Raw genomic sequence first — 23,052 nt, forward strand, 5'->3', positions numbered from 1 at the left:
TTATTTGCCGTGCACGTCAATCACCACAATCTCTGGTGGGTTGTAGATGCGAGGCACGTTAAAGCTATAATTGAATCCCCGTCCGATCACGTGGGTGAACGACTCGTGTTCATAAAGACCGCCTGCATATTTCGGGAAAAATCCTTGATCAGGGGCGAACAACCCGTTCAATAAATATGGAATCCTCACTTGTCCGCCGTGGGCATGACCGGACAAGACGAGGTCGAAAGGTAAGTCGGAATACGTGTCAACTTCCTCGGCGCGGTGGGAAAGTAATAAGTTAAACGTCTCGTCCGGATCAATGTCTTGCATTGCCGTCGCGACATCAGTTTCCCAACTCCCATAAATATTTTCGTTATATGTTCGTAACGGATCTTCTAATCCACCGATGACGAGATTGACCCCATTGATGGTGATTGGCTCCCATTCGTTTTCGAGAACGGTCACCCCGTGAGAACGAAATACATTCTTGGCATCATGACGAATGTAGTCGGCGGAGTTGTCAATCTCATGATTCCCAGTTACGAAATACATCGGCGCAATGCCGGCGAGTCCCTCGACGAGCTCGAAAGCAGGTTCAGGAGAACGATAGCGGTCGAGCAGGTCCCCCGGCAGGGCAATCAAATCTGGCTTTTGCGCACGGACTTGATCGATCAAAATCGATTGCTTATAACCGTACGAGGCACTATGTAAGTCGGAGAGAAGCACGATGCGAAGCGATTCATCCGCTGACAGCTTGTCAGACGGCACGTCGTACGTCTGAACGGTCAGCGCATTATACGTCGCCGTGAACAGCAAAATGCCGAGAGCGACAAACACGAACGTCGATTTATGCTTCTTCATCATGGCTCCCTCCCTTCCCTCATTGTGCCTCTATCTTACCCCGACACGTAGGGGGAAGCAAAAAAAATCCCGCTCCTACGAGCGGGATGGATGATTATGCTGCTTTGGCTGTCAATTTCACATCGACATTGCCGCGCGTCGCTTTTGAATAAGGGCACACTTGGTGTGCTTCTTCAACGAGGCGTTCTGCTGTCGCTTGGTCGACACCTTTGATTTCGACTTCAAGCTCGACTGAAATGAAGAACCCTTCATCGTTTTGGTTCAATGTGACATGGCCTGTGACGCTCGATCCGTCTGTCTTCACACGTTCTTTCCCGATGATGAGGTTGAGGGCACTACCGAAGCAAGCCGCATATCCCGCTGCGAAAAGTTGTTCCGGGTTTGTCGCGCCGTCTACGTGTTTCGCACCTGGCATTGAGACGTCCATGTCGATGACGCCGTCTGTTGATTTCACATGACCTTCGCGGCCACCGATTGCAGTTGCTGATGCTGTGAATAGTGATTTCATGATTCAATTCCTCCATTTCATTTTAAACAATTAAGTTGTGCACAATTTAAATTATAGAGCAGTCAAAAAGTTTCGCAAGTGATATGCTTGGCTAAAGAAGAGTACGGAGGATTACGTATGGAACAAACATTAAAACTCGAACACCAAATATGCTTTCAATTGTATACCGCTTCAAAAGAGCTTACCCGTTTATATCGCCCAATTTTAGAACCGCTAAACCTGACATATAGTCAGTATCTGGTCATGCTCGTCTTATGGGAAGAGGATGGCATCGATTTGCGTCAGCTCGGAATGAGGCTGACACTCGACTCGGGCACATTGTCCCCGCTCGTGAAACGATTGATTCAAATCGGGTATGTCGAAAAGAGTAGGGCGACAGACGATGAGCGAAAAGTCGTCGTTCGTTTGACCGATCGTGGTAGCGCGTTGCGTGAGCAGGCAGCCGATGTGCCGTTACAAGTCAGTGGTATGCTAAATATAGACGAAGCGACATATGTCGCATACATGGGGATGCTCACCGATATCAAGGAAAGACTTCACGATTTCGGGGAGCGTCAGCGCGAGCAGTAAGGAAGGAGGAGCCATGTTTCGAAAATTGATCATCCTCTTGATGGGGATTGGATTGTATATGGCTTGGCAATATGAGATGCCGAACGTCTCTGCCCCGACGAGCATTCAAGTGGAGTCTGAGGTGGCGACGGAACGTGCGACGGATGCACCGAAGTTTACGAGCCAATATGCCGGGCATGATTGGTACCTTGTCGAACGTGGCGGAGATCGTGGCCTTGAACTCATTGACGAGGACGGCGCCAAAAAAGGATTTTATCAGTTCGAGACAGGAAGCACGTATCGCGGTCTCGTGCTTGATGAGACGACACGTGACCAAGTCGAGGAGATTGGCTTTGAGAAAGTGACGTCTTACAACAAAGGGTTGAATCGCTACCTGATCCCGGACGATCCATCCTTTTCGGTGTTTGCGATTGATGGACAATATGTCACGCTCTTCTTCGACCAACATGACGACGACCGTTTGAAAGGAGTCTTGTCGGTTGATCGCCGAGTGGAAGAGGCGAGTGACGGTTACTACGGTGACATTTCCGCGGAAGGGACCGTCGCGAACGAACAGTTGATGCGGATCTTGATGAACTGGGACCGTGAAAAATATGATTTGAGTGCGCTCGCCGACTACGAGCCGCTCTATCCGGTCGTCCGGGCCCACAGTCAGAACATGGCGGAGAACGACTTCTTTAGTCATACGGATCCGGAAGGCCGTGACCCGTTCGACCGAATGGATGAAGCGGGACTGTCGTACTCGATGGCCGGAGAGAACTTGGCGATGGGACAGATGAGCGTATTCCATGCGCATTGGGGGCTGATGAATTCGAAGGGGCACCGTGAGAACATCATGCAACCTCGATTCAGTCATGCTGCCGTCGGACTCGCCTACAACGATGAGAACAGTCCGTTCTATACGATTAACTTTATTACCCCTAGATAAAAGGATGACTCCTTCTCGGAGCCATCCTTTTTGAGTTAGATGAGCTTTTTAACCGCATCCTCAATCTCGGCCGGTGTCGTCTGTGGCGAGAAGCGTTCAACGACGTTCCCGTCACGGTCGACTAAGAACTTCGTGAAGTTCCATTTGATCGCTTTCGAGCCGAGCAGTCCAGGTGCTTCTTTTGAGAGATACGTAAAGAGTGGGTGCGCGTCTTTGCCGTTCACATCGACTTTCGCAAACATCGGGAACGATACGCCATAGTTAAGTTGACAGAACTCTTGAATCTCTTCGTTTGAGCCCGGGTCTTGATGTCCGAACTGGTTGCATGGGAAACCAAGAATCTGGAGGCCTTGTCCTTTGTACGAGTTGTATAGCGACTCGAGACCTTCGAGCTGTGGTGTGAATCCACACTTACTTGCCGTATTGGCGATGAGTAAGACGTCACCCTTATATGTAGCTAACGGTTGTAGATGTCCTTTCATGTCCAATGCTTCAAAATCATAAATCATGTCTATTCCCCCTTTTTCTTTAGTATACCAAGAGAGTAACGAGGTCACGACTTTGAACGCGTTGCGTGCAATCAAATTGTTATGAAATCATGATGTCGCTGTTACATATTTCGTGATGTACAATCCGTATAATGAAACTCGTTGTAGAAAGGAACGGTGTTATGCGACTTTTAAAAAATGAATTTATATGGATCGCGCTCATTTTGATTGGATTATTCTTCTCGAGTGCGACACCTTACTCAGACCAATCGATTGTTTCGCCACTCGAGCGATTCGATTGGAGCTGGATCGAGCCGACGTTAGCAAACGTCGAGTTTGACTATGCAGGCAAAGAAGTGTCGCTCGACACGTTAGGGACAGTTGGGCTCATCGAGTTCTTGATGCGGAAAACGGCGCATTTCGTCACATTCTTCGCTCTCGGTGCTTTGTTCGTCAAGGCGATTTCGAGAACGAACCTTCATGCCGGGCTGATCCTATTGTTCGCTTGGACGCTTGCCAATACGGTCGCCATTTTTGATGAGTATCATCAGAGTTTGACACCAGAGCGGACGCCGTTACTGCAAGATGTTCTATTGGACAGTAGTGGGGCGATTGCAGGAGTCGTGCTGATTGGTGGCTTCTTATTACTTCGTTCAAAACGAAAACGAGGGAAACGAGCTGGGTATGTCGCATTAAGGTAGTAAAAAAATGATATAGGTTGTTATGTGAAAAGCGCTTTCTTAAAGTGCTTTTCTTATTTTAAAAACTATTTTGTGACAACGAACCAAATAAAATATTGTCTATACCCACGTTTTTTAAGGGATAAAACCTAAATTAGGTCAATGTCATACGAATGAAATATAAGTGTAAAATAACTTTTGGTTTAGATTGCTATAATGAGTCACAGAGCGAATGAAATTTCGCAACTCGTCTTATAGAAAATACTTGAACGACTATAGATAAAAAATACACAGGAATCAGCGGAGGGAAGCACATTGGGTAACTTGAAGAAATTTGCAGCCACAGTCACTCTAGGCGCACTCTTGATCGGCGGAACGTCACCGACTTATGCAGCCTCACTTACAGAGAAGCAGAAGAAAGTACAAGAACAACGACAAAAGAATAGCAGCGAGCAGTCGAAAGCAAACTCTTCGATTCAATCACGTGAGCAAGCCATCAGCAAAGAGCAACAAGAAATCAACAAGTTAGATGCTGAACTCCAAGACGTCATCAACGATGTCGCTCAGAAAAAAGCTGAGATCCGTGCAACTGAAGAAAAAATTCAAAAGCTTCAAGAGCAAATCAAAAAATACGAAGCAAAAATGAAAGCACAAGAGGAACTCATGAAAGACCGTATGGCGACGATGCAAAAGAACGGTGGCTCGTCAGTCAACTGGGCTGAGTTCATCTTTGGTTCAAAAGACTTCGGTGACTTGATCACACGTATGATCACAGCTGGTACGATTCAAGAGAACGACCAACAGATCTTCGAAGAATATGAAGCAACGAAAGAAAAACTTGCGAAAGCGCAAGCTGAATTAAAAGCAGAACGAGATTCACTCGTGAAGCAAAAAGAAGAACTTGAAAAACGCCAAAAAGAGCTCGATCAAAAAATGAAAGAGCGTGCAGCGAAAATCAAGAAACTCGAAGCTGAAAAAGTGAAATTCGAATCAAAACTCATGAGTCTACAAGAGATGGAAGATACGCTCAAAGCTCAAGAACAAGCGATTCAAGCAGAAATCGAAGCACAACGTCGTGCTGAAGAAGAAGCACGTCGTGCAGCGGCAGAAGCAGCAGCTGCTAAGAAGAAACAAAGTGCAAGCTCAAGCAACAGTGGTTCTAGCGCTTCAGCGTCAACACCTGTAGCGTCTGCACCAGCGAGCGGTGGGATGTTCCAACGTCCAGCAAGCGGTCGCCTCTCACAAGGATGGGGCGCAGCGAGCGGTGCGAACGGATACTCGTTCCATAACGGTCTTGATATCGCAGGTCCAGTTGGTACACCGATTTATGCAGCACAAACTGGTACGGTCCTCCGTGCAGGTTGGGGTGGCGCATACGGAAACCACGTCATGATCGCACACGTCATCAACGGACAAGTGTGGACGACAGTATACGCACACATGAGCTCGGTCTCAGTTAAAGCGGGTCAACGCGTGTCACAAGGTCAAAACCTTGGCGGCATGGGTAGCACAGGGAACTCGACAGGTTCACACCTTCACTTCGAGATTCACCGTGGCGGCTACTCGTACTCTTCATCGAGCGCGGGAAGCACAGTCAACCCAGCATCATTCTTCTAATCAACACAAATATAGTGATCGACGAACGCGTCGATCACTTTTTTGTTGTCTGATACACGATAAACGTCAAGAGTGCGGCACCGATGACACTGAGCCATAGCGTATCGATGTTCGGGTCATCAAGGACGCTCTGTCCACCGACGATTAACATATAAAGAAGGAGTGCCACGCCAAGTGCACGTAAAACAATTCGGAATCTAGCCATGAAAAATCGCCTCCACCTAATAGTATAGGGGAGGCGATTCGTTTCATCTAGCGAGTCGGACCCAAGCAGAGTCCAAGATCTGTTCATACCCGACTTCTTGATAGATTTTGTTTGACGTCGGGTTCGTCAAATCCGTATAGAGGACACAGAACGATTTCGTCTCAAGTAATTGACGGCTAAGGTCTGCAACGAGACTGCGAGCGTAACCTCTTCCACGTGCGTCAGGTGACGTATAAACGAACGAGACGGTGATGCCGTTCTCGGTCGGACGTGAGCGTTTCGCACACGAGACAAGCTGTCCATCGACTTCCTAGAACACGGCGTCATCATTCTTGAGCATCGTGTCGATTGCTTTCGTCACTTTCTCAGGAGGTGAAGAGCGAAGCCCCGACTCGGCTTCAAAGGCGCTATACCAGGCTTCGAGTTGTGCTTGATCGGCTGTTGTCGCTTTTCGCATGTGACCGTTCGCCATCTCGATGTCTTCCACCTCGTCGAGTCGATAAAGACCTTGTGACATGAACATCTCACTCGTCCCAGATGTGATTTCTTGCCACGCTTTCCCGAACCGTTCGGCTTGCTTACGTTCTGAGACCACCTCGATGAACGAGATCTCGTTTTCGAGAAGGTGCGGGATGATGAAGGCAGGGAGTTCGTCCTCCCGTTCCGTGTCCACGACAATGTAATGGAGCGGATGGGGCGGTGTCACTTGAAGGATGGCGAAGAGTTCACCATTCTCTTCGACGGTGAATTGATGAAACGTCTCATAGACGCCTTGAATCACGTTATTTAATACGCCGATCATGAGGCTATTCTTGGCTTCTTCTTTTAACAATGCGTCCATGACGCGGTCAGCGAAGTGATTCGGGTCTTTCCATTCAATCCATTCCATATGTATCTCTCCTATTCGATGTAGACAAAAACGGACAAACCTGATGGCTTGCCCGTTTATGCGTTGTACGTTATGCGATATCTTCTTGCTTCGACGCTGTGTTGTCGAGAAGTTTCGTGTTGTGTTTGAAGTAGTGGATAATTTTTGCGATGGCACCGTCGCCTGTGACGTTTGTAGCTGTCCCGAAGCTATCTTGCGCCAAGTAGAGTGCGATGACCAAGCTTTGCATCGTCGCGTCGAACCCGAGGATCGAGCCGAACAATCCGAGAGATGCCATAACGGCTCCACCTGGAACACCAGGTGCTGCAATCATCGTCACACCGAGTGCGAGGATGAATGGAAGGACGATCGCGTATGACATCGGCATGCCGTTCAAGTACATGAGCGCGACACCGACCGACGTGAGTGTAATCGTCGAGCCTGACAAGTGGATTGTTGCCGAGAGCGGGATGACGAAGTTCGCGACACCCTCATCCGTATTGTTCAACTTCGCTTGGCGAAGCGTGACTGGAATTGTCGCAGCCGATGATTGCGTCCCGATGGCTGTGAAGTAAGCCGGCATCATCGTCTTGAGCAACTTGAACGGATTCTCTTTGTTGAGACCACCTGCGATTGAATATTGAATCATAAGCATCGTCAAATGAAGAACGATGATTGTGACGAAGACGAGCGAGAACACCGAGAGGATCTCAGCGACCTGACCAGCGTACGTCATGTTCATGAAAATTCCGGCGATGTGGAATGGGAGTAATGGAATAATGACTTTACTGATTAAGAGCTCGATGATATCGCGGAAATCCATGGCGAGGTCGAGTGACCGTTTGCTTTCGATTGCGGCAATCCCGATCCCGATGACAAAAGCTAAAATGAGTGCGGTCATGACACCGAATACCGGTGGAATCTCAAATTCCATGAACCCTTTCAATAAGGCTTCTTCTGGGTTTTCGGCTCCTTCCGTCGACCGTGACAAAATTTGCGGGAACAAGTTGCTCGTTGCAAAATATGCGAGCGTTCCTGCGACAATTGTTGAAGCGTAAGCGATGAGTGCTGTGAGTCCTACTAATTTTCCTGCTCCTTTTCCGAGTTCCCCGATTCCAGGGATAATGAAAGCAAGAATGATCAGTGGGATGGCGAAGCCTAAGAACTGCCCGAAGACCGTGTTGAACGTCACGAACGTCCGAACGATCCAGTTCTGACTTTCTGGTACGATGCTCCCGAGCAGAATCCCGAAAGCGATCGCGATGATGATGCGACCTAAAAGGCCAATGCGTAATTTCAAATCAATCACCCTTTCTGTTTGTTTGAATAGTTGATATTTTCGCACATTTCACGAAATGTTGCCACCATCTCTTGCAATTTTCCTGAAGAAAGACGTTTGACAACTTCATAGAAGGGTAATAGAAAATGTTGTACATATCAAGGGAAGGGGCTTCTCCTTTTCCTAATATAAAAACGATGTTATGATTAATGCTGACAGACGTAAAGGAGGGGTGCGCGTGCAGTTACAACGAACAACGATTCACATTGCGGGTCAAGACTATACGATCGTGAGCGAAGAACCCGCTGATCATGTGAGGGAAGTAGGCTTTTTGGTCGACAGTAAGATCCGCGAGATTCGTGAACAATCCCCTCATTTAGATGCTCGTCAGGCAGCGGTCTTGGCTGCGATTCAAATCGCGAGCGACCACGTCAAAACTAAACGAAATATGGGAGAATAAATCAATCCATGGTTACGCTACTTATACTGTTTTTCTTGTTTATTGGAATCGTCAACGGCTTCCGTCGTGGCGCGATTCTACAGCTCGGCCATTGGGTCGCGCTCATCATCAGTTTTCTCGTCGCCAACACGTACTATAAAGATTTAGCCGAAGCGTTCAAGCTCTGGATCCCGTATCCGTCTCAGCTTGATGGAACGCTCCCTGGCGGCGTCTTGGACCTCAACTCGCTTTCAGGGATTGAGATGACGTTTTATAACGTCTTTTGGTTTGTCGTCTTGTTCCTCATCACGAAACTTGTTTTGCATCTCATCTTGGCGATGCTCGACTTCTTGACAGACTTGCCGATCTTGCGCCAATTAAAAGGGTTGATCGGAGCAGTCCTCGGATTCTTCGAGGCGTATGTCATCACATTCTTCATCCTTTGGGTGATTGCGTTCGTGCCGATGGCAGGCGTTCAAAATGCTGTCGACAATTCGTCGCTTGCGACATTTATCATTCAAGACACGCCATATCTATCAGATTGGTTTTCAAATAAGATGTTGTGACACGACAGGCCGGAATGCAAGCTAGTGCTTGTATCTCGGTCTTTTCTGTGTGAAGAGGGGGAAGCATATGAATAAAGTAGAAGCGATGATGTTGCTCGAGAAGATCGCGCAATATATGGAGATCAAAGGGGAAAACCCGTTTAAAATCAATGCGTTCCGTAAGGCCGCAACGGCTCTAGAGAATACGGACCTTGAACTCGAGGACATCGACGATTTGACGTCCATCTCAGGGATCGGCAAAGGAACGGCGGCCGTCCTTGAAGAGTATCGGGATACAGGTCACAGCGAAGTGCTCGAGGCGCTTCAGGAAGAGATCCCGTTCGGCTTGATGAAGCTTTTGAAAATTCAAGGACTCGGCGGGAAGAAACTCGCCAAACTCCGTGAAGTCGGGGTCGTCGACTTAGAGTCCCTCATCCGCGTGCTTGAAGACGGGACGGCGGCATCGCTCCCGGGATTCGGAGCGAAAAGTGTCGAGAAGCTACTCGCCGCAGCGAAGAATCTCGAGTCGCGTCCGGAACGATTGGCCTATGCGGTCATGCGACCGATTGTCGAAGAAATCAACGACGTATTGGAGAAAGAAGAGCTCGTCTTACGTCATTCGGTCGGGGGAAGCTTCCGCCGGGCAGAGGAGACATGTAAAGACCTCGACTTTATCATTGCGACCGAGGAACCGGTCGCGCTTCGAGAGAAGTTGCTCGCCTTGCCGTTCATCAATGAAGTAATCGCGGCAGGGGAGACGAAAGTATCGCTCGTCCTCGAACGTGAGGAAATGGTGTCGGTCGACTTCCGTATGGTCGAACCGGGCGCATTCGCCGCGACGCTTCATCATTTCACAGGCTCAAAAGACCACAACGTCCGCATGCGCCAACTCGCGAAAGCAAAAGGAGAGTCGATTTCGGAATACGGAGTCGAAACGGCAGACGGGCTGTGGCAACCTGAAACGGAAGAAGAGCTGTTCGAACGGTACGGACTCCCCTTCATCCCACCCGAGCTTCGGGAAGGGCACGCCGAGTTCGAGCACGACTTATCGAAACTCGTCACGCTCGAAGACATCAAGGCAGACGCGCATATGCACACGGTCTGGTCGGACGGGAAGTTGACCGTCGATGAGATTGTCGTGGCGATGAAAGGGCGCGGCTATGAGTGGATGGCCATCACCGACCACGGGAAGTATTTGACGTTCGTCAATGGCTTGACGGAGGAGCGACTCGAGGCACAAGGTGAGGAAATCCGTGAAGCCGCAAAGACACATGAGATGAACGTGTTGCGTGGCGTCGAGATGGATATCCGTCCTGACGGGACGCTCGACTATGAGCCAGAATTTTTAGAGACGCTTGACTATGTCGTCGCCTCGATCCATTCGAAGATGGACCAATCCGTCGACGAGATCATGGCACGTCTCGAGAACGCCTGCCGTTCACCATACGTCAACGTGATCGCGCATCCGACGGGACGACTCATCGGTCGTCGCGACGGTTATCCGATTGACGAGGACAAGTTGATCGCCCTCGCAAAAGAGACGGGGACGGCGCTCGAGTTGAACGCGAACCCGAACCGCCTCGATTTGACGGCATCGACGCTCAAGAAGACGAAGGCGGCGGGCGTCAAAGTAATGATCAACACCGACACACACCACCCAGACATGATGGAAGATATGGCACTCGGCGTGTTACACGCACGGAAAGCCTATCTCGAGCCATCGGATATTATCAACTGCTTCTCGTTTGAGGACGCCAAGGCGTTCTTCGCGGCGAAGCGATAGAAAGGAACATGCTAGATGGACCACGCGTTACGCGTATTAGAATATGAAAAATTGCGTCAACAGCTTGCCGGACACGCGTCGAGCTCGCTCGGGAAAGATTTGGCGCTCAAGATGCAACCGGACTACTCGTACGACCGGGTACTCTCGAATTTGAATGTGACGAAAGAGGCGACCGAGGTCGTGCGTCTCCGTGACCGTCTGCCGCTCGGTGGGCTCACGGATGTCCGCGCGGAAGTGAAACGGGCCGCCATCGGCTCGGTCCTCTCGACGAGCGAACTGCTCGCCGTCGCCGCCGTCATGTATGGCGGACGCCAAGTGAAGAACTTCTTCGAGAAACTCCATGAGGATAACGAGGAGATTCGCATTCCACGCCTTGACGAGTATGCAGACAAGTTGACGAAGCTCATCGAGGTCGAACAGGCGATTCGTCATGCGATCGATGACCAAGGGACGGTCCAAGACTCGGCGAGCTCACAACTCCGTGGACTTCGGACACAGCTCCGGAGCTTTGAAGGCAGTGTCCGGTCACGCATCGACAACATCCTCCGCAACAATGCGAAGATGCTTTCAGACGCCATCGTCACGATTCGAAACGACCGCTATGTCGTTCCGGTCAAACAAGAGTACCGTCAAGCGTTCGGCGGGATCGTCCATGACCAGTCGGCTTCTGGTCAGACGCTCTTCATTGAGCCGCAAGCGATTGTCTCGATCAACAACGAGATTCAAGAAGTTCGCTTGAAGGAACGCGCCGAGATCGATCGGATTTTGAGCGCGCTCTCGAACGAAGTCGGGGGGGTCCATGATGCGATCATGACGAACCTCGACGTGTTGGCCGAACTCGACTTTATCTTTGCGAAAGTCGCTTACGGACAAGAGATGAAAGCGACCGAGCCGAAGTTGAACGACAACCGTGAGATCAAGTTGAAACAAGCACGTCACCCGTTCATCCCGAAAGATGAGGTCGTGCCGATCACGGTCGAGCTCGGGGAAGACTATACGTCGCTCGTCATCACCGGACCGAACACCGGCGGGAAGACGGTCACGTTGAAGACGATTGGACTCCTCCAGTTGATGGTGCAGTCAGGCCTCTACGTGCCAGCAGAATTCGGGACAGAGCTTTCTGTGTTTGACGCCGTCTATGCCGATATCGGCGATGAGCAATCGATTGAACAGAGTCTCTCGACGTTCAGTTCGCATATGACGAACATCGTCGGCATGCTCGACAAAATCGACTTCATGTCACTCGTCCTCTTCGATGAGCTTGGTGCCGGGACGGACCCGCAAGAAGGTGCTGCCCTCGCCATCGCGATTCTCGATGAAGTGAAACGTCGCGGGGCACGTGTCGCGGCGACGACGCACTACTCAGAATTGAAGGCATACGCCTATAATCGTGAAGGTGTCATGAACGCCTCGATGGAGTTTGATATCGAATCGCTCAGCCCGACGTATCGCCTCTTGATCGGTGTGCCGGGTCGCTCGAACGCTTTCGAGATCAGCCGTCGTCTCGGATTGTCCGAGCAAGTCATCGACAAGGCACGAAGCCACGTCGGTAGTGACGCGGAGTCTGTCGAATCAATGATCAATGAGCTCGAAGCGGCGAAACAACGCGCTGAACAGCTTGAGCAAGAACTCCTCGTCAAACGCCATGACTTCGAAGAAGAGCAAGCAGCGTTTGAGGCGAAGATGACCGAATTCGAACGCGAACGCGACAACTTGTACAGCGCGGCCGAGGCGAAAGCCGAGAAGGCCGTCGAACAGGCGAAGCGTCAGGCGAACGAAGTCATCGACCGCTTGAAGAAGCTTCGGGAGCAGGGCATCGTCAAAGAGCATGAGATTATCGCAGCGAAGAAAGAGCTCGAGTCGGCCAAACCGACGCTTCAAGATAAAAAGATCCAAAAAGTGAAACAAAAAGCCCAACAGAAACGTACGTTCAGTAAAGGCGAAGAAGTGAAAGTGACGACGTTCAACCAAAAAGGCTACATCGTGAAACAAATCAACGACAACGAGTACAACGTCCAAGTCGGCATCATGAAAGTGAACGTCAAAGCGGACGACCTTCAGAAGATCGGTCCATCGAAAGAGAAGCCGCTTCAATCGAAAGGAAGCTCGCTCAAACGTCAGAGTTCGACGAAGTCCGAGCTCGACCTCCGCGGCGTCCGTGTCGAAGAGGGGCTCATGCGTCTAGATAAGTATATCGATGAAGCACTCGTGTCAGGCTATGACAACGTCCGCATCATCCATGGTTTAGGTACAGGAGCGATGCGTCAGGCGACACAAGAATTTTTAAAAGGACATCGTCACGTGAAGAGTCAACGCCCAGGAGGAATGGGTGAAGGTGGACTCGGTGTCACGGTCGTCGAACTGAAGTAAGGGGAGTCGGGGAATGGGTACGATTACGTTTGCCGTCATGCTGGAATCGTTCGGCCTCTATTCGATGGCGGGGCTGATGATTATCGTCGGTCTTGCCATCTTCGAGGTGACGACGCCATACAGCAACTGGCGCGAGATTCAAAAAGGAAATATCGCTGTCGCTTTGGCGACAGGTGGGAAGATTGTCGGTCTCGCCAACATCTTTCGTGTGGTCGAGAGCTATCACGATAGCACGATCGACATCTTCGTCGGTGGAGGATTCGGCTTTATCTTGCTCCTCGCGACATACTGGTTGTTTGAATTTTTGACACCGACGCTGAAGGTGAACGACGAGATTCAAAAAGGAAATATCGCCGTCGGGTTGTTGGCATTCTTGCTGTCGATTGGGGTCTCCCTCGTCGTCGGCGCGGCATTGGTGAGGTGAAGACATGGTATACGAACGATTGGCAAAAATCTTGTTCATCGGGGCCGGGCTGTTCTTAGTGGCAGCGGCGCTATGGTATATCTTTTATTGAGGAGAAAGGCGATGTCGTGAGGCATCGCTTTTTGATTAGGGGGGCGAATGAATGATTGATCTACTACACCATCTCATGACGGCAACGGATTACGTACTCGACACGGAATCCTTTCAAATGAAGAATGAAGCGTATTATCCTCTAGAGTGGACGTTCTTTGGAGCTTCGGACCCGACGATGCTTCTCACATGGGACGCTGAGCGCGACCGCATCCGGATTCGGTTCGAACAGTATGCGCTCTTTCTTGGAACACTTGAAGAGCACGGTCTGAAGGAAGAAGGATTATGGAACGACCACCCAATCGTGAAGCTGACGACGTCCCGTTTCATGTCATACGTACATGAAGGGATGGGAACAAATCGAGTGAACAGCGAGCGGGGGATGCTTTCGCATTATGTCATCCGCACAATCGAGCAGGAGTTTCATGTCCTGGCGTATGAAGACCCGACCGTAGAAGATTTAGGGAAAGTCGGGGACACGGGGGTACGTGTCGAAATCGTAGAAGAAGCCGAATAAAAAAACGTCGTCCCGACTCGGGGCGACGTTTTTTTTATTTAAGGGACATCAATTTTGACGGTATAGGTCTTCGGCATGGCATCACTCGAAGCGAACAAGACGAGCGTCTTCGCTTTCTCTGGAACGAGGAAGACTAAATCAATTTCGGATTTCTCGCCTGGCTTGTAACGGAAGCCACCTTGGAACGCTTTCTTATTGTGGTTGACCATGTCGACGGGGCTGTATTCCGTCCCATCTGGCGTGTACATGCGGAATCCGTTCGGACGATAGTCCGCATAGCCACCATAGCCCTTATCTTTGTCATACAACGTAAGCGGTAGACTGACGAATCGTTTTCCATCTTCCGGTTCGGTTCCGTCCGGAGAGGCGTAAACGGGTTCACCAACTTGGAATTCACGCTTCTTCATTCGTGGATCCCCGATAAACGTTTGGAACGTGCCGAGGTTCATGATTTTTTGAAGGTCATCTTCTTTTGGTGTGGTGGCTTTGGCTTCTTTCGGTTTATCTGCTTTTAAATCAGCCTGTTTTGCACCCGTCGTCTGTGCGGTCGGGGCTGGTGTCGATTTCGCCTCTTCCGTGACCGGCTTGACTTCTGGTGACGTGAAGACGAACAAGCTGATGATCCCGACGACGAGTGCCGTCGCTGTCGTTCCTAGGACGAAGCGGAATCGTTTCTCGACTTGTTTCTGGTTGACGACATGACCACCGATTGCTTCAGCCGGCGTAATGCGGACCGCACGTTCAGCAGGAAGCAGTGCACCTAAGACACCTGTCACGACCGGGATGAGGATGGTCGCAAACAAGAACGGTAGCTCTGACGTCGGGAACTGTTGATACATGATTGTGACGATGATGATGGTGAAGGTCACACCGAGTAGTCCTGCGAAGAATCCGGTCAACGCACCTTCTGTCAAGACGAGACGACGGATGGACGTGTTCTGCCAACCGAGCGCTTTCAAGACGGCGAGTTGCGGCTTGCGCTCGGATACGTTTTGCCACATGATCTCGGTCGTCGTGAGCATCGCAATCAGTAAGGCGACACCCATGGCGACATAATGCATCGTCCCGACTTCAAGTGCCACGAACTCACCAATCCACGTCGTATACAAGACACCTTGGAGGCGGAACGTGACGAACAAGAAGAAGCCGAAGAGACTCGTCGGTAAGGCGATAGCGAGAATCGACAACAACGTCCGTGGCCAATACGTCACGAGTTGGTTCAAGCTCATGCCGACGCTTGAGCGCGAACGGCCGAGACGTCGTCCTTTTGAGACTTCACCAGACTGCATCGTTTCATATGGCTTGATGCGACGGACGAGTCGAATCGGGATGAGTGTCCCGAGCCAGTAAATCAAGAGACCGGCTAGGCCAATCAATAGGATGCGGGTAATCGATGTCGAGCCGGCTGCCGTCCAAAGGAACGTCCCGAGAATCATCCACGAGATGAGCGCGACCATCGACCCGAGGATTGTGGCTTCTAAGAATAACAGTTTCGACAGCTGACTCGGCCGCCAACCGAGCGACAACAGGATGGCGAATTCTTTCTTCCGAGCGTACAACATGATGATGTTCGAGCTGAACACATACAGCATCGCGACGAGGATGACACTCGCGACGACACCGGAGAAGCCGAGTTTCGCTTCTTGGAAAATCGTAATCGACGACCCAATCTTAATCCATGGCTGCTGGATCCAACCGAGCGAACTTTCTCCTTTTAAACCTGGGAGATACGTGACGGCGTATTGTGGAGATGAGCCGAGCGTGACGTCCGTGATGAGACCGGTCTTGTCCTCGATCTCTTTGGCGACTGCTTGGAGCTTCGCTTCACTTTCTTCGTTCAAGACGTCCACGCCTTTCACGTTGACACGAATGGCCGAGATGGCCTTGTCACCGGCGATGGCGAAAGCCGCGTCGAGTGTCGTCAACATCGAAGGTGGTTTCGTCAAGAAGCTATATGGGTTATTCGTCGGTTTGACGGTCGTCGGTGGGTTGACCGGCTCGTCTTTCGAGTTCATGACCCATTCGGCGCTTGCCGGGAAATACGTCTCCATCGGAAGTTCCGTCAACGGATCTTTCGACAGCTTTAGTTTCGATGGGTCGAATAAGCCGATGTAGTTATATTTCACTTTCGGCACATCGTTAAGGTCTTCCGCGTATAAATTGGACTTACGATACATACTTTCTTGTCCATACTTCACTTCACCCTCAGCGAGGAACGGTTTGATTTGATACGAGTACGGCCACCGTTTCGGGAACGGGCTCGTCACACCTTCATAGACGAGCGGTGACGCCTTCTCGGCAATCCACGTATATTCCATTGTGAGACGAGGGTCTTGTGGCTGCGGTTTCCCTTCTAAAATGTGTTTTGTGATATTGTCGTGCATTTGTTGGGCTGTAAAGTCGTATGAGACGACTTTTGTCCCTTCCAAACTATCCAGGTATTCCTCTTTTCCGTTCTCTAAATACGTATTGATGAATTTTTCTGCGTCGCTCGTATCGGCATCGACTTCTTCGATGGTGTAGTTGATCGAGGCATCGACGTAGTCTTTTGTACTCATCAAAATCGGAATTGTCGTGATGTCTTCATCGTAAGGCTCTGGGACATCCTCTTCATTGAAGTAACGACTGAACGCTGTCGCTTGTACGGCATCGTCTAACCCGACGAGTTTCGCTTCGGCGACCGGGTCGATCCCCGCGAGCATGACATCGCTTCCGTAACTGAGTGGGAATTCTTCATATAGGGCGGTCGGGCCAATTCCGATGTGAGTGGAATCACCGTTTGGCATCCAGCCAACCCAAAAGTAGGCTTTCAAGTCTTGGAAGTCATTGATTTTTTCAATGCCCGTATCGATGAGTGTGTTCATCTTGAGGCGATAGAGACCCGCTTTATCAAACGTATGCGTTTGCGTGAACGAGCTTGAATAAGTCGACCCGATCATGGCAATCGGTGCCGCGACATCGATGTCGGCAATCTGTTGAATCGTCTCGTATTGTTCGCGCGTGATCCCGCCTTCGAGTCCGCTCATATAGTTCGGCTCGAGCAAGTTCAAGTCCTCCGTCACGCTTCGGCTGCCTTCCGGACGGACGACGATGTGATAAGACGAGTCCCAACGTTTCTGTAGCTCGTTGACGACCGTCCCGTTATTCGCCTGGGTCACGCCGAGAAGATAGCTTAGCCCGGTACTGACGATGAGCATCCCGACCATGAGCAGGATGAACCGTTCTTTATTCCGCCACCATGAATTCCAAATGAACTTAAGCATGATGGACGTCGCTCATGGCGACGACCTGCCCGTCGCGCATCTCAATTTTTCGGTTGGCCCGGTCGGCGAGTTCCGGGTCATGGGTGACGAAGAGGACGCCACATCCGTTCTCGCGATTCAACCGGATCAACAGGTCAAAGATGACGTCACCCGTGTGTGTATCGAGGTTCCCCGTCGGCTCATCGGCGAGGAGCCATTTCGGGCGATGAATGAGGGCGCGAGCGACGGCGACGCGCTGTTGCTGACCACCTGACAGTTGGGATGGTAACGAATCGACCTTGTCAGCGAGACCGACCTCTTTCAACAGTTCGAGCGCGCGTTCGTGAACATCGTAATCGACTTTTCGTCCGAAGAGCGGGGACATGACGTTCTCAAGCGCCGTCAGTGTCGGGATGAGGTGGAACTGTTGGAAGATGAAGCCGATGTTCTCGAATCGGAAGTCCGCGAGTTGTTTCGCAGATAGCGTCGAGATCGGTTCGTCGTTGAAGAGCAACGTGCCCTCTGTCGGACGGTCGAGTGTACCGATCAGACTGAGGAGCGTCGACTTCCCAGACCCCGATGGTCCGATGATGGAGATGAAATCCCCGTGCTCGAAGCGGAGGTTGATATCTTTCAAGGCGACCGTTTTGACGTCACCAGTATCAAAGCGTTTTGTTAAGTGTTCGCATGTGAAGTGATAAGCCATACCGTAAATTCTCTCCTTTACCTAATGTTTAGTGAAAATATGTAAGAGCGCGTAATATTCTGACTATTTTCAGATTAGAGGAAAAACATTCCAATGTATAGCTGTATTTTTTCGAATCGGGAACGGGTATAGAAGAGTGAGGAGGAGAGAAGATGAAATCATTCGAAATCGAATTCCATTTAATTAACGAAGAAGTGCTGACTTATATGGTGGAAGCTGATACACGATATGAGGCATTAGAGTCGATTTACCAATCGTTTCGACATGCGAGTGATGGATTTGTGCAATTTGAGGACGAGTTGATTGTGACGCTGGATCATGTGGCTTATGTGAAGGCGTTTGAGGTGGTGGAGTAGAGCTTTACTACAATTTTAAATCATGAAGGAGGATGTTTTTTAAATGCATGACTATCCAAATATCCCTTTATTTTTAAATACTTCTGATAACAATTTCACATTGGAACTGTATGAACCTTGTTTTAAGTGGGCAAAAAGGTATGACAGGGGAGTAGGATATTTTACTTCTGGTTGGATAGCAAAAAATGCACATGGATTAAGTCAATTTGCTTCAAATGGTGGCACTGCTAGATGGATTACTAGTCCAATATTAGATGCCAAAGACTTAGAATCACTCTCTAATGGAGTGCTTGAACCAAAAGATATTGATTTAGTGTCAATTTTAAAAAAAGATGTTAAAGAAATCCAAAAATTACTGGAAGAAGAGACTTTAAACTCAATCTCATGGCTAATATATGATGGGATTTTAGAATTTAAATTTGCGATTCCTACAAAAAAATTAAATGGGGGAGATTTTCATGATAAGTTCGGAATTTTTTACGGGGAGGATGAAATAGTATCATTTAACGGTTCAGTAAATGACAGTATAAAAGGTGAAAGTAATTACGAAAGTATAAAAGTATTCCCTACATGGAAGGGCTTAAATGAATTTGTTGAGAATGACATAAATAGATTTGAAAAAATTTGGAATAATTTTGACGAGAATTTGACTGTATATGATTTGCCTTCTGCAATAAAAGAAGAGGTCTTTAAATTACGTACGCTAAAACGACCTTATAAACTTTCAGATAAGCAACAAGAAATAAATAAATGGAGACATCAAGAGGATGCTATTCGAGAATTTTTGAAAGTAGGAAATGGAATTCTTGAAATGGCGACAGGTACCGGGAAAACAAGAACTGCGTTGAGTATAGTCAATTTTTTTATAAACAATGACTCTATAAAAAGTGCAGTCATAACTGTGAGTGGGACGGACTTATTGGAGCAATGGACTAAAGAGGCTGGATTACGGACTAAGTTGAAAGTATTCAAGCAATTTGCAAACTACAAAGATATTGCAAATTTTTTATTAAATCCTACAGATTCGATATTAGTCATTTCAAGAGAATTTTTAATAGAGAATATTGATTTTCTAAAAAAAAGAATAGCTAATAACTCTATTATTATTTGTGATGAGGTACATGGTCTAGGTTCAGAAAGATTGGTGGAAAAATTGAGCGGGAAATTACAGCTTTTCAAGTATAGATTAGGACTTAGTGCTACGCCGGAAAGAGAATTTGATGATGTTGGAAATAAATTTATTGAAGAAGAAATTGGTTATAAAATATTTGAATTTAGTCTAGTGGACGCAATAAAGCGGGGAATATTATGTGAATTTGACTACACTTCATTAGAGTATAAATTAACAGAAGAAGATAGAACTAAAGCTCAGAGTATTATCGCAAGTTTTAATGCCAAGAAAAAAGCTGGAGAATTAGTGTCAAATGAAAATTTGTATAGAGATCTAGCGAAAATAAAAAAAGTTTCAAAAGCTAAATTGCCTGTGTTTTACTCATTCTTACAAAAAAACAATGAGATTCTAAGTAGATCAATTATTTTTGTTGAGACAAAAGAATTTGGTAAAGATGTACAAGATATCATTATTAGATACGAATCAAACTATCATACGTATTACGGAGAAGACGATAGAGAAAATTTAATTCGTTTTAGTAACGGAGAGTTAAATTGTTTAATTACAAGCAAGAGAATTTCTGAAGGAATTGATATCAGTTCAGTAAATAACATTATTCTATTTTCTGCTGACAAGGCTAAAGTGCAAACTATTCAAAGAATTGGACGAAGCTTAAGACTAGATTTCTCTAACCCTAAAAAGCGCGCTTTTGTGTTAGATTTTGTGCAGATTAGCGATTCTGAAAATTCAGATAAAGAACGTAGTAGTTGGCTGAATGAGATAGCTAAAACAAGAGCGGAGGTATAGACGTGGATAAAAATAGAGAATTAAACGAAGCCATTGAAGAAGTGCTTCAAGAAATTAAAGAGAGCGAGGAATTTAAAAGAAGGGTAAAACGTCTTATAAATAATGCCTTACAAGAAACATACCATGAGGATGACATTTTAAGTGTTATTGATCTAATGGAAAGGGGAGATTGACGGATGAATTTAAAAATACTTGATTGGAAATATATAAATATTAGAGGCGTAAATAATTTGTACGTTTCGGTTGAGGATGAAACAAATTCACCGTATAAAATAAATCTTATAATGATGCCTAATGGGTATGGAAAAACAACTACACAAACTTTATTAAGAGCAATTTTTGATGAGTCAGCTGTTGAGTGGACTCAAGACCAAGTTTTGAGTTTTAAACCACCCGAATCTAAAGAAAGTATTGGAGAATTCAAAGTTACAATGTTAATTGATGGAACGACATATTTGGTAGCTTTAAAATTAAATTACTTGGAAGGTAAAGCATATTATCAAACAACTAAATCTGGTGAAATAGGTGGTCTAGAGATGGGACTTAAGTTGCCATCATCTTTAAAAAGTACATTTACTACCGAATTTGTAAAACGGTTCATCTTCGATGGCGAATTAGCAAAAGAAATTATTGGTAATCAGAGTGTTGAAGCAGAAAGAACAATACGTTATTTATATCAACTTAATCGAATAACTGACATTCAAAATAGAATCTCCTTAATAGTAACCGAAAAACAAAGAAATGTGGAGAAGACTGGTACTAAAACTATATCAGGATTGTCTCGTCTTAAAAATGAAGAAGAAAAAATCAACAAAAATTTAATGGAATTAAGTATATATAAAACTAAACTTGAAAATGAAATAGTAGAAAAACAAGCGAGACGTGACCGAATTTCAAGTGAAATATCAGAATATATTAAATCGGACTATAAATTAAGAGATCAGTTTGAGAATTTGGAAAAAGAACGTATAGCTATTCAAGTTGAAAATAATAAAATAATAAATGAAATTTTAGAAGATATTAGAGACCCATTTCTAATGTCTAAAGTAGTGGCGGATAAATTGATTTTATTATCTTCTAATATGCAAAAATTAAAGTTACCTAGAACTATGTCAAAACAGTTTTTTGAGGATCTGTCTAATAATCAGAGCTGTATATGTGGAAGACCAATTGGGACAGACGAAAAAAATTATATTCTTAGTAAATCGGAAGATTACTTAGGCGACGATCAAATTGGTGTAATCAATTTAATTAAAAGTTCAATTAACTTAAGAAGTTATAATGAAGAAGTAAACCAAAAAATTGAAAAATTAAATAAGCTAATAATTAGAAGAAATGATTTGAAAAGTGAATTGGATAGAATCCAAACTATTAGATCTGAAGCAGGAGACATTGAGCTACAGAAATTAGAGATTGAAAAAATTGAATTGGAACAAGTTATAGATTCCTTAATAGAAAAAAAGCGAATACTCACTACTAATGACAAGTTTGAAAAACAAACCATTAACGAGACAGAGAATATACCATTATGTCATGAAAAGCTAATTAAAATTAGAGAAAAAATAGCTGAAGCATCAGATACAGTGATATTGCTTAGAAATTCTGAAAAGTTCAAAAACATCCTTACTGAGGTAGAGCAACTAACGATAAAGAAGTTAAAAGAAAGAATTAAGAATGAAACAAATGAAAAACTTTCACAAATTATCAAAACTGAACGAATTGAAGTAGAAGAGATAGAAGGTTATCTAAAATTAGCTAGAAAATCGGGTGCGAGTGAAGGTCAATCCTTAGCAATTGCATATTCTTTTTTAGGGTCTATGTTTGAAACGTCCGCCCACGATTTACCTTTTGTAGTCGATTCACCTGCAGGTTCACTAGATTTGTCTGTAAGACGGGAAGTTTCTCGAATAATACCTAATTTGTTTAATCAGCTTATTATTTTTATAACGTCTGGGGAGAGAGAAGGTTTTACAGACTACTTCTATGCCCTTAAAAATGACGTCCAATTTTTAACAATATTTAAGGGAAATGATAAAACACATTGTGTTTCAGGAAAAGAAAAATTCTCAACGTTTCAAGAGGTAACCGATATTTAAATATTAACAAATACAGAAATGGAGACTAAAAATATGGGGTTTAAATTACCTAGAGAAGCAAGGGAATATTATAAATTGATAGATCAAAAAGAGAATAGATTTAAGCTGTTATTTGATAAATATTATTTGTGTTTATTGATAGGATTGAACAATAATAAGCTAGGAAAACAAAGTGAGTATGAAATTGCTGATTTTATAGAAGGATATCCTCAATCTTACACAGGCAAATTCCCTTTAATTATTGGTTTATTAATTAACTCAGAGATGGAAAGACAAGGAATAAATGCTGAAGATCGATCAAGTGTCGAGGAATTGATTTTACAGTTAATTGAAACTGATTCAAGTACTAAACTTAGTGAGAAAGGGTTTGAACTTTTAAATAGTTATGCTGCTGGAGGTATGAATATTATAAAAGACAATATTCCGAAAACAGGAGATATAGAAATATTTTTAGTGGCATATCATCGGTTATTAAATTCTAATGATTTTTAAGGACGTAAATAGAATTTCGATTTATATTTTTATGTGGAAATTAATATAAACCGCCTACAAATCAGTGATACGTTTGTAGGCGGTTCTC

General features: G+C 46.4%; 23 protein-coding genes and 1 pseudogene. 15 read left to right on the forward strand and 9 right to left on the reverse strand.

The window, feature by feature from the left end:
- Nucleotides 1–843, reverse strand: coding sequence for a metallophosphoesterase (locus KNP04_RS07515; RefSeq protein ID WP_214819313.1), 843 nt, complete (start codon nucleotides 841–843; stop codon nucleotides 1–3).
- Between the two features lie 94 nt (nucleotides 844–937).
- Nucleotides 938–1,351, reverse strand: coding sequence for an organic hydroperoxide resistance protein (locus KNP04_RS07520; RefSeq protein ID WP_074032719.1), 414 nt, complete (start codon nucleotides 1,349–1,351; stop codon nucleotides 938–940).
- Between the two features lie 117 nt (nucleotides 1,352–1,468).
- Here KNP04_RS07520 and KNP04_RS07525 point away from each other — a divergent pair, with 117 nt between their 5' ends.
- Both KNP04_RS07525 and KNP04_RS07530 read left to right on the forward strand, forming a co-directional pair.
- The gene (locus KNP04_RS07525; protein WP_214819315.1) at nucleotides 1,469–1,921 is read left to right on the forward strand and encodes a MarR family winged helix-turn-helix transcriptional regulator; all 453 of its coding nucleotides are present in this window, start codon (nucleotides 1,469–1,471) and stop codon (nucleotides 1,919–1,921) included.
- 13 nt (nucleotides 1,922–1,934) lie between these two features.
- A complete protein-coding gene (locus tag KNP04_RS07530; protein ID WP_214695147.1) occupies nucleotides 1,935–2,849 on the forward strand; it encodes a CAP domain-containing protein in 915 nt (304 codons plus the stop codon).
- A gap of 35 nt (nucleotides 2,850–2,884) precedes the next feature.
- Here KNP04_RS07530 and KNP04_RS07535 read toward each other — a convergent pair whose 3' ends face one another.
- Nucleotides 2,885–3,358, reverse strand: coding sequence for a glutathione peroxidase (locus tag KNP04_RS07535; protein ID WP_214875247.1), 474 nt, complete (start codon nucleotides 3,356–3,358; stop codon nucleotides 2,885–2,887).
- Between the two features lie 161 nt (nucleotides 3,359–3,519).
- Here KNP04_RS07535 and KNP04_RS07540 point away from each other — a divergent pair, with 161 nt between their 5' ends.
- Both KNP04_RS07540 and KNP04_RS07545 read left to right on the forward strand, forming a co-directional pair.
- The gene (locus KNP04_RS07540; protein ID WP_214819319.1) at nucleotides 3,520–4,038 is read left to right on the forward strand and encodes a VanZ family protein; all 519 of its coding nucleotides are present in this window, start codon (nucleotides 3,520–3,522) and stop codon (nucleotides 4,036–4,038) included.
- Between the two features lie 303 nt (nucleotides 4,039–4,341).
- Complete coding sequence (locus KNP04_RS07545) at nucleotides 4,342–5,634, forward strand: murein hydrolase activator EnvC family protein (RefSeq protein ID WP_353047918.1); 1,293 nt, start codon at nucleotides 4,342–4,344, stop codon at nucleotides 5,632–5,634.
- A gap of 34 nt (nucleotides 5,635–5,668) precedes the next feature.
- Here KNP04_RS07545 and KNP04_RS07550 read toward each other — a convergent pair whose 3' ends face one another.
- From KNP04_RS07550 to KNP04_RS07560, 4 genes and pseudogenes are all read right to left on the reverse strand, one after another.
- A complete protein-coding gene (locus KNP04_RS07550) occupies nucleotides 5,669–5,839 on the reverse strand; it encodes a hypothetical protein (RefSeq protein WP_198929991.1) in 171 nt (56 codons plus the stop codon).
- 43 nt (nucleotides 5,840–5,882) lie between these two features.
- Nucleotides 5,883–6,134: pseudogene (locus KNP04_RS15365) on the reverse strand (GNAT family N-acetyltransferase); the annotation flags it as partial.
- A gap of 15 nt (nucleotides 6,135–6,149) precedes the next feature.
- Nucleotides 6,150–6,728 (reverse strand): hypothetical protein, encoded by a 579-nt coding sequence (locus KNP04_RS07555; protein ID WP_251129885.1) that lies wholly within the window; start codon nucleotides 6,726–6,728, stop codon nucleotides 6,150–6,152.
- 70 nt (nucleotides 6,729–6,798) lie between these two features.
- Nucleotides 6,799–8,007, reverse strand: a complete 1,209-nt coding sequence (locus tag KNP04_RS07560) for a dicarboxylate/amino acid:cation symporter (RefSeq protein WP_251129886.1) — start codon at nucleotides 8,005–8,007, stop codon at nucleotides 6,799–6,801.
- A gap of 217 nt (nucleotides 8,008–8,224) precedes the next feature.
- Here KNP04_RS07560 and zapA point away from each other — a divergent pair, with 217 nt between their 5' ends.
- The 6 genes from zapA to KNP04_RS07590 all read left to right on the forward strand — a co-directional run bounded on the left by zapA (nucleotide 8,225) and on the right by KNP04_RS07590 (nucleotide 14,154).
- The gene (gene zapA, locus KNP04_RS07565; protein WP_015881047.1) at nucleotides 8,225–8,446 is read left to right on the forward strand and encodes a cell division protein ZapA; all 222 of its coding nucleotides are present in this window, start codon (nucleotides 8,225–8,227) and stop codon (nucleotides 8,444–8,446) included.
- An 8-nt stretch (nucleotides 8,447–8,454) separates the two neighbouring features.
- Nucleotides 8,455–8,991, forward strand: coding sequence for a CvpA family protein (locus KNP04_RS07570; protein ID WP_074032727.1), 537 nt, complete (start codon nucleotides 8,455–8,457; stop codon nucleotides 8,989–8,991).
- A gap of 67 nt (nucleotides 8,992–9,058) precedes the next feature.
- On the forward strand, nucleotides 9,059–10,753 hold the full coding sequence (gene polX, locus KNP04_RS07575; RefSeq protein WP_214875248.1) for a DNA polymerase/3'-5' exonuclease PolX: 1,695 nt from the start codon (nucleotides 9,059–9,061) through the stop codon (nucleotides 10,751–10,753).
- Between the two features lie 15 nt (nucleotides 10,754–10,768).
- Entirely contained in the window at nucleotides 10,769–13,123 is a 2,355-nt protein-coding gene (locus tag KNP04_RS07580; RefSeq protein WP_214875249.1) for an endonuclease MutS2, read from the forward strand.
- 13 nt (nucleotides 13,124–13,136) lie between these two features.
- Complete coding sequence (locus KNP04_RS07585; protein ID WP_214760452.1) at nucleotides 13,137–13,547, forward strand: DUF350 domain-containing protein; 411 nt, start codon at nucleotides 13,137–13,139, stop codon at nucleotides 13,545–13,547.
- 142 nt (nucleotides 13,548–13,689) lie between these two features.
- Entirely contained in the window at nucleotides 13,690–14,154 is a 465-nt protein-coding gene (locus KNP04_RS07590) for a hypothetical protein (protein ID WP_214875250.1), read from the forward strand.
- 38 nt (nucleotides 14,155–14,192) lie between these two features.
- Here KNP04_RS07590 and KNP04_RS07595 read toward each other — a convergent pair whose 3' ends face one another.
- Together KNP04_RS07595 and KNP04_RS07600 are read right to left on the reverse strand one after the other, a co-directional pair.
- Complete coding sequence (locus KNP04_RS07595; protein ID WP_214875251.1) at nucleotides 14,193–17,417, reverse strand: FtsX-like permease family protein; 3,225 nt, start codon at nucleotides 17,415–17,417, stop codon at nucleotides 14,193–14,195.
- Nucleotides 17,410–18,102 carry an ABC transporter ATP-binding protein gene (locus tag KNP04_RS07600; protein ID WP_196430389.1) on the reverse strand — a complete coding sequence of 231 codons (693 nt, stop codon included), beginning with the start codon at nucleotides 18,100–18,102 and terminating at the stop codon, nucleotides 17,410–17,412. The genes KNP04_RS07595 and KNP04_RS07600 overlap by 8 nt, the downstream gene beginning before the upstream one ends.
- Before the next feature lie 152 nt (nucleotides 18,103–18,254).
- Here KNP04_RS07600 and KNP04_RS07605 point away from each other — a divergent pair, with 152 nt between their 5' ends.
- The 5 genes from KNP04_RS07605 to KNP04_RS07625 are packed head-to-tail and all read left to right on the forward strand — an operon-like array spanning nucleotide 18,255 to nucleotide 22,964.
- The gene (locus KNP04_RS07605; protein WP_214875252.1) at nucleotides 18,255–18,458 is read left to right on the forward strand and encodes a hypothetical protein; all 204 of its coding nucleotides are present in this window, start codon (nucleotides 18,255–18,257) and stop codon (nucleotides 18,456–18,458) included.
- A 43-nt stretch (nucleotides 18,459–18,501) separates the two neighbouring features.
- Entirely contained in the window at nucleotides 18,502–20,376 is a 1,875-nt protein-coding gene (locus KNP04_RS07610) for a DEAD/DEAH box helicase family protein (protein ID WP_214875253.1), read from the forward strand.
- Between the two features lie 2 nt (nucleotides 20,377–20,378).
- Nucleotides 20,379–20,549 (forward strand): hypothetical protein, encoded by a 171-nt coding sequence (locus KNP04_RS07615; protein WP_214875254.1) that lies wholly within the window; start codon nucleotides 20,379–20,381, stop codon nucleotides 20,547–20,549.
- 3 nt (nucleotides 20,550–20,552) lie between these two features.
- Nucleotides 20,553–22,472: a coiled-coil domain-containing protein gene (locus tag KNP04_RS07620; protein WP_214875255.1), complete on the forward strand. Its 1,920-nt coding sequence runs from the start codon at nucleotides 20,553–20,555 to the stop codon at nucleotides 22,470–22,472.
- Between the two features lie 33 nt (nucleotides 22,473–22,505).
- Nucleotides 22,506–22,964, forward strand: coding sequence for a hypothetical protein (locus KNP04_RS07625; protein WP_214875256.1), 459 nt, complete (start codon nucleotides 22,506–22,508; stop codon nucleotides 22,962–22,964).
- Nucleotides 22,965–23,052: the final 88 nt, after the last annotated feature.

Source organism: Exiguobacterium sp. CH10 (assembly GCF_018617635.1).
GTDB classification, from domain to species: Bacteria; Bacillota; Bacilli; order Exiguobacteriales; family Exiguobacteriaceae; genus Exiguobacterium; species Exiguobacterium aestuarii_A.